Annotated in this window: 7 protein-coding genes and 1 pseudogene; 5 read left to right on the plus strand and 3 right to left on the minus strand. The window is 63.2% G+C overall.

All coding sequences use genetic code 11. The annotated features are described in order from the left end of the window. Nucleotides 1–224 precede the first annotated feature (224 nt). The 4 genes from M8523_RS35515 (at nucleotide 225) to M8523_RS35530 (ending at nucleotide 2,480) form a co-directional block, all read left to right on the plus strand. Entirely contained in the window at nucleotides 225–383 is a 159-nt protein-coding gene (locus M8523_RS35515; RefSeq protein ID WP_282589517.1) for a hypothetical protein, read from the plus strand. Further along, on the plus strand, nucleotides 380–661 hold the full coding sequence (locus tag M8523_RS35520) for a hypothetical protein (RefSeq protein ID WP_282589518.1): 282 nt from the start codon (nucleotides 380–382) through the stop codon (nucleotides 659–661). Before M8523_RS35515 ends, M8523_RS35520 begins: the two co-directional genes overlap by 4 nt. After that, nucleotides 621–1,871: a site-specific integrase gene (locus M8523_RS35525; RefSeq protein WP_282589519.1), complete on the plus strand. Its 1,251-nt coding sequence runs from the start codon at nucleotides 621–623 to the stop codon at nucleotides 1,869–1,871. Before M8523_RS35520 ends, M8523_RS35525 begins: the two co-directional genes overlap by 41 nt. 390 nt (nucleotides 1,872–2,261) lie before the next feature. Next, on the plus strand, nucleotides 2,262–2,480 hold the full coding sequence (locus tag M8523_RS35530) for a hypothetical protein (protein WP_282589520.1): 219 nt from the start codon (nucleotides 2,262–2,264) through the stop codon (nucleotides 2,478–2,480). A 47-nt stretch (nucleotides 2,481–2,527) separates the two neighbouring features. Here M8523_RS35530 and M8523_RS35535 read toward each other — a convergent pair whose 3' ends face one another. Then, complete coding sequence (locus tag M8523_RS35535; RefSeq protein WP_282589521.1) at nucleotides 2,528–4,210, minus strand: adenylate/guanylate cyclase domain-containing protein; 1,683 nt, start codon at nucleotides 4,208–4,210, stop codon at nucleotides 2,528–2,530. 383 nt (nucleotides 4,211–4,593) lie between these two features. On the opposite strand from M8523_RS35535, the gene M8523_RS35540 reads away from it, so the two are divergent. Beyond that, nucleotides 4,594–5,283, plus strand: a complete 690-nt coding sequence (locus tag M8523_RS35540) for a Crp/Fnr family transcriptional regulator (RefSeq protein ID WP_282589522.1) — start codon at nucleotides 4,594–4,596, stop codon at nucleotides 5,281–5,283. Nucleotides 5,284–5,418: 135 nt separating this feature from the next. On the opposite strand, the gene M8523_RS35545 is transcribed toward M8523_RS35540, so the two are convergent. Then, nucleotides 5,419–5,679, minus strand: a complete 261-nt coding sequence (locus tag M8523_RS35545) for a hypothetical protein (RefSeq protein ID WP_282589523.1) — start codon at nucleotides 5,677–5,679, stop codon at nucleotides 5,419–5,421. Between the two features lie 232 nt (nucleotides 5,680–5,911). Beyond that, a pseudogene (locus M8523_RS35550) lies at nucleotides 5,912–6,109 on the minus strand (alpha/beta fold hydrolase); the annotation flags it as partial.

Below are 6,109 nucleotides of genomic sequence, written 5' to 3' on the forward strand. Positions count from 1 at the left end.
CGTGAGTGAAGCTTCGGTCAAGCGGATCGCTGCCGAGTTTCTGCAGCAGGTTGATGTCGCCTGTGCCGAGGGTCGCGGCGAGGAGATCTTCACCGCATTTCATCGGGCGATCGGCAGCGACTTCGCCGAGACCATGTTCCTTTCGATTTCCTCCAATCGGGAACGAGCGACGCCCAAAACGGCTCACTGGTTTTCGCGATGGGATCGAGAGCTTCGCGCATCAGATGTCGCTCGAACTGGTCGAGGGCGTCCGCAAATCATTCCTGAGCTCCGGCTATGCGCTTGGGCCCGTCTCCAGCCGGTGCGAAGCGGCTGCCGTCGCTGGCTTCACGACGCGGTTCTACAGCCTGCTGGGCGTCAGTCCAGAAGGCGGATCCACATGAGACCTCGAAGCGAACCCGATCCGATCTTTCTGCCGGACGCCGAGATCGCAAAGCGGGTCTCGATGAGCCAAGCGCAATGGGAAGCCACGGCTGTGGTGCTGGAGCGTTCCGGCCTGCCAAAACGCGATCCTCTTTTCAACAATCAACGGTGCTGGCCCAGCGTCCGCGCCTTCCTGTTCCGCCGGTCAGGGCACGCCGATCCGACCGCCGAGGCTTCCAGCATCGTGGAGAATTTAGATGCGTTCAGGACGCCCAGAAGGCGACGCGCCGGGACGTAGCGACCGCCGCAACCGCGATGGGTCGCTTAGGGTCTACTGGGTCGCAGCAAAGGAAGCCGCGAAGGCTGGCTACGAGCCCGCGACGGTGCGAATCCACGAGGCCGATGCTGAAGCAATATCGGCGCGCTGCCGGGTTCTTCAGGCGGAAATGCAGGAATGGCTCGCCGAGCGGAGCGCGGCAGCGGCGAGGCCCGGCAAGAAGACCATCAACTTCCTGATCCGTGAGTATCGATCATGGTCCGAGAGCCCGTTTCAGGAGGTGAAATGGAACACCCGGCGGACCTACGGCAAGATGCTGGACAAGATGGAGCGCGCCGTCGGACAGACCGAGCTTGCGGCGATCGCGCTTGCAGACATCAAGCGCTGGTACGCGGCCGCGCGCTACCCGGACGGCAAGGGCCGCGACAAGCCTGACCAAGTCCGAACGGCCCACGGGTTCGTGTCCATGCTGCGCCGGATCGTCAGCTTTGGCGTCGCGATCGAGATGAAAGAATGCGTCCGGCTCGCGGTCATCCTGGCCAATGCCCGCTTCGAAGCGCCTGCAAAACGCGTCACTGTCCTGGAGCTCGAACACATCGAGGCCGTGCGTGTCGCCGCACACGCCGCAGGGCGACCTTCCCTTGCGATCGGCATGGCTCTGCAATGGGAGCTGATGCTGCGGCAGCGAGACGTCATCGGGGAATGGGAACCGATCGACCCAGACATTGGGGCCGAGTCGCCGTTCGTCATCAATGGCCGGCAGTGGGTCAACGGACTGACCTGGGAAGGCGTATCCCCGTCCTGGATCCTGACGAAGGTCACGACCAAGACCGGTTCCGAGGTGCGCTTTGATCTTTCCCTTTGCCCAACGGTGATGGAGGAACTGAACAAGGTGCCTCTGGCCAGCCGCAGGGGCCCGCTGGTTATCGACGAGAATGCGGACCCGCCGCGGCCCTATGCGGAGCACGCCTATCATCGGGAATGGCGCATTGTGGCCGATGCCGCCAAGGTGCATCGGGGCTTGTTCAACATGGACGCGCGGGCGGGAGGCGCGACCGAAGCCGGCGACGCTGGTGCGGATCTCGACGACATTCGACCCACGATGGGGCACGCCAGGTCCGAAACGACGGTGCGCTACCTGAGGGGAACCAAGCTCGCACCTTCCAGCAGAGTGGCCTCCGCCAGGGCCGCGCACCGTTCGAAAAAAGCACCTAATTCGCGTTCCTCATAGGTTGAGGAACGGATAAAGGAACGCCAGTGCTTAAGCGCTGGAGCGGGCGAAGGGAATCCTCTCCAAATGTAATTCCAACAGGCACTTAGTGGTACATTCCTAGAAAATTCCTACCATCATTCTTACCAGTTTTCTGTCCGCCTATTTCAGGCCAAAAGCTCGCAGACGACGTTACGGAACCTCTGGGTGACTCTAACCGCAGACTGGTAGCCTTGAAGTTCGAATCTCTCCGCGCGCACCCGACAAGTCTTATTCGCGGCGTGGTCGACGCCTTAAATATGCAAATGGGTGCCCTTCCTCCTCTCCGATCCGGCCTGTGGGAAAACGCACAACTCCCTCTCAGGACCTAGGTAATCTCCGTTTGGTAAACACGAACTCGCGGAGCCCGTCATGGCCACCATCGGTAATCATCGTAACTTCATCGCTCCCGTCCCGCCGCCGCTGCCGGTCGGCGCAAGTGCGTCCATGACCATCGGGAGCCGCTGCCTCCCCCATCAGATGAACCAGGCGAAGTTCAACGCGATCCGAGACGCCAGGGCGCCCTTTTGCATGATGCCGACCTCGACGCCGAAAGCGACCTCAACCGCCACCACCTCCGGCTGGCAGTGATGCTGGCGGATGCGAACCGCGATGTGCGTAACGCGTCGCTGTTCGTGTCACGCGCCTGCCATGGCTTTGGCAAGTTCGAGCGGATCGGAGAAAGCGATGGCCTCAAGCGGCTGCGCTTCACGTCCCCGTACCACCACGGTGTGGCGGACAGCGCCAGCGAGGGGCGCCCGGTTGGTGGCGCAGAACACGTCGGCGGACACAAGCACGACACAGGCCTTTTCCTTTGTCAGCGCTTCGAGGCGGGCCGCCACATTGCCCGTGTCGCCCAGGAATTGCAGCGAGCTTCGGCCCGACAGCGCCACCGCTCCGACAATGGCGACGCCGCTGTGGATCCCGACGCCGAACCGGAGCGGCGCCCGGAGGTCGTCCGTCATTTCGCGTTCCAGCTCGATCAGCGCGTTCCAGATATCGAAAGCGGCCGCCAGGGCCGCACCGGCTGCCACCGCGGCGCGGCCGTCGACGCCGAAAACGCTCATGACGCCATCCCCGGCGACCGAGGTGACATAACCGCCGTGCGCTTCAATGGCGGCGCTGACGCAGCCGACGTAGCGGTTGATGAGGTGCAGTGTGTCGAACGGAAGCTTGCCGGCCGCCAGCCGCGTCGAGTCCCTCAGATCGATCGCGAGCGCCGTGACGACATGTTCGAAGCCATGATCGAAGGCGATGCTCAAGCCCTGCACCCGAGATGCGACGGCCACCAGCGGGACGACCGAGACATCGGCTTGGGGGCGCGTTTGGCATGCGAGCCGCACATCGGCCAAAGCGCCCAGAGACGCGAGGGTCGCTGCTTCAATCCCGTTTGGCGGCGGCAGGTCCCCCGCGCCGCGTACCACCCGGACCCGACAGGTCGAGCATCTGGCACGGCCGCCGCACACCGAGGCGTGGGCGATGCCGTGGAGGCGGCTGGCTTCAAGGATGGAAAAGCCCCGTGGCACTCGAACTGAGACGGCCGGATAGGTGATCGTGACCCCGCGAAAGCGACGGCCATACCATTGACGGGCACCCCGATAGGCGAAGGCCGTCCCGAGCAGGGCGAGATAGCCGACCTGCATCTGCCTCCAAAGCCCTTCGAGCCGGAGGTGTTGCGACGCTTCCACCGTCCCGACCTTCGGCGGACCATGCAGCGCACCGAAGCCTGGCTCCAGCGTGGTGCGCAGGGTCGTATCCCAGCCGGCGTTCATGATCCCCAGCATGGCCAGGACCGGAACCACGATGACAATCGCCAGGAGCACGCCGCTCCAGTGGCGGTACCAGGGCCGGAAGCGCAACCACATGTGCAAGCCCAGGCACCCATGCGTCCAAAGCACCGTCATCAGGGTGAATTGCCGCGATAGACCCAGCGCGGGCGAGGTGATCCAATATTGATAGACCAGGCGAAAGTAGCTGTCGTCGAAGCCGTAGAGGGCATAGCCGAGACGCACGTTGGCCATGTGGGGAATGATCAGAAGCGGGATCAGCAAGCCGAGCCCGAGTTGCGCGGCTTCGATGCGCGGCATTGTCAGATGCCGCCGCCGCGCCAGGGCAGCGAGGCCAAGGCCTCCATGCACGAACAAGGAGCCGATTAGGAGCCCACGTCCTGGTGCGGTGCGCCAAGGCGCCATCACGATCCCACGGCCAACTCGATCCATCGTGTCGAGCAGGAACAAACCGCAAGCATGGCTCAGCAGGTGCGTCGCCGCATAGCTGAACAGCACGAGGCCAGTCGATAGCCGCAGGATCCGTTCGAGCATAGAACGACGAACCTGCTTTGGATCGAATGCGGAGGCGTTTTTGACGCCTGCCCGGCCGTTCGAATTAAATTGAGCGCCCATCAGGAGAGATCTGGGGCGTCGTGCCGCCCGATCGGGACAACCGCCCCACTCAGCCTCTTCCGCACCATGCGCCCGGCCTCCTCCAAGGATCCCGATGTTTCCGTTTTGTCCGTCGCGATGATCCCGCGCCTCACACCGCCCGGACCCATTGTGATCCATCTGGTGCTCTAAAGCAGCCTATGGTGAGGGTATTGCCGAGTGTCCGGTCCAAGATGACTTTACAATAGCAGTGGAATGCGGCTCGGCGCGTTACAGTGCGACTTCATGGGCCGTCTCATCGCCCACCGCTTATCGAGGCAGGGATGATCCGACCCGCAGAAAGCCTGGCGCGTCTGCCAATGTTTGCAGCTCTCGACCCGGCCGATATTGCCAAGCTCGACGCTCAATGTCTGTGGCGGCGCGCGGATGCGGGCCATTGGGTGCTCGACTACGGCGAGGGCGGCACTGACGTGTTCTTCGTCTTGCGCGGGTCGTTGCGCGTGAAGATCCTTTCGGCGGGGCGGGAAGTCGTCTTGCGCGACCTTGCGGACGGCGATTGCTTTGGCGAACTCGCGGCCATCGACGGCCGCCCGCGCTCGGCCGGAATCGTCGCAGTCACCGATGCGGTCGTGGGCCGGATGACGGCGCAACGGTTCATTGAGGCGGTGCATCGCCATCCGGCTCTCTGCGACGAGATCCTGCGCCGACTGGCGGCCGAGATCCGCAAACTCGCCAACCAAGTCAATGAGTTCAGCACGCTCTCGGTGCGCCAGCGTCTGTATGCCGAACTTCTGCGTCTCGGCGCACCGCGTCAGAAATCCGAAGCCGCTTGGTCAGTTTCGCCCCCGCCCACACATGTGGAACTGGCATCGCGCATCGCGACCCATCGCGAGGCCGTGACCCGCGAATTAAAAGCACTCGAACGGTCCGGTCTCATCGAGCGGCGGCGCGGGGCTCTGGTGCTGCGCGATCCCGAGAAATTACGTGCCATGGTCGAAGAAGCAGAGGCCTGAGGTCGGATCAGGCTTCCACGAAGTTACTCGCGTGGTCGCCGCACCAAGTCTGACGATTTCTATCCGCCAACGCAGCCGAGGGAATTGCCCGGCGCCACAGACGTGGGGCCGCCCCTTCCGCGTCTTTTTGGCGGATCAGCGCCCAAAGCCGATGTTAGGGTACGGGATCGGCACTGAGACGGGCATGATCGGAGCATCGGACATCGGGAATGACAGCGGCGGCATGGCGCCACCCGAGGTTACGAAAGCTCGTGCCTGGGTGCTTTGGGCGAGTTGCCGCTGCTGGCTCTGATGTGGTGACAACGAGCCGCCGATGCTCATCACCTGGGGTGAGCCGATTGGGATCGGCGGCGCGATCTGGGTGAGAGGGCGAAAGCTGAGGGGGGTGTTTGGCATAACTTGATCTCCGGCCCGGTTGGGATGGGGAGGATCCTACGGGCCGCGGCGGACCGCTGCTGTGCGAAAACCCACACGGCGAGAACGGCGGTGCAGGTGGACCGGCATGGCCAATGCATCGAAGGCACAGCAAGGCCGGAAACCTGCATGTCCGAAGCATCGTTGAATAGGGACTAATCGTCAGCCGTTCAAATAAGGCGTGGATCGTCAATCACTTTACCAACGTGACAATTCAAGGCGTTTCCATCAACTGTTTCAGATAAGGCACCCACACCTTGGCCTGCGTCAGCGTCTGATGGCCAATGGTGTCAGGTCCTTCGGGGACGACGACGAACCGGCCGTTCTTGACGCGCGGCATGACACGCGCCATCGCACCAAGCTGCACGGGGTTGAGAAGGTCGTCGGCGAAGTTGACCGCAAACAGGCGAGC

Source organism: Lichenifustis flavocetrariae, from assembly GCF_026130545.1.
Taxonomy (GTDB): Bacteria; Pseudomonadota; Alphaproteobacteria; order Rhizobiales; family Beijerinckiaceae; genus Lichenihabitans; species Lichenihabitans flavocetrariae.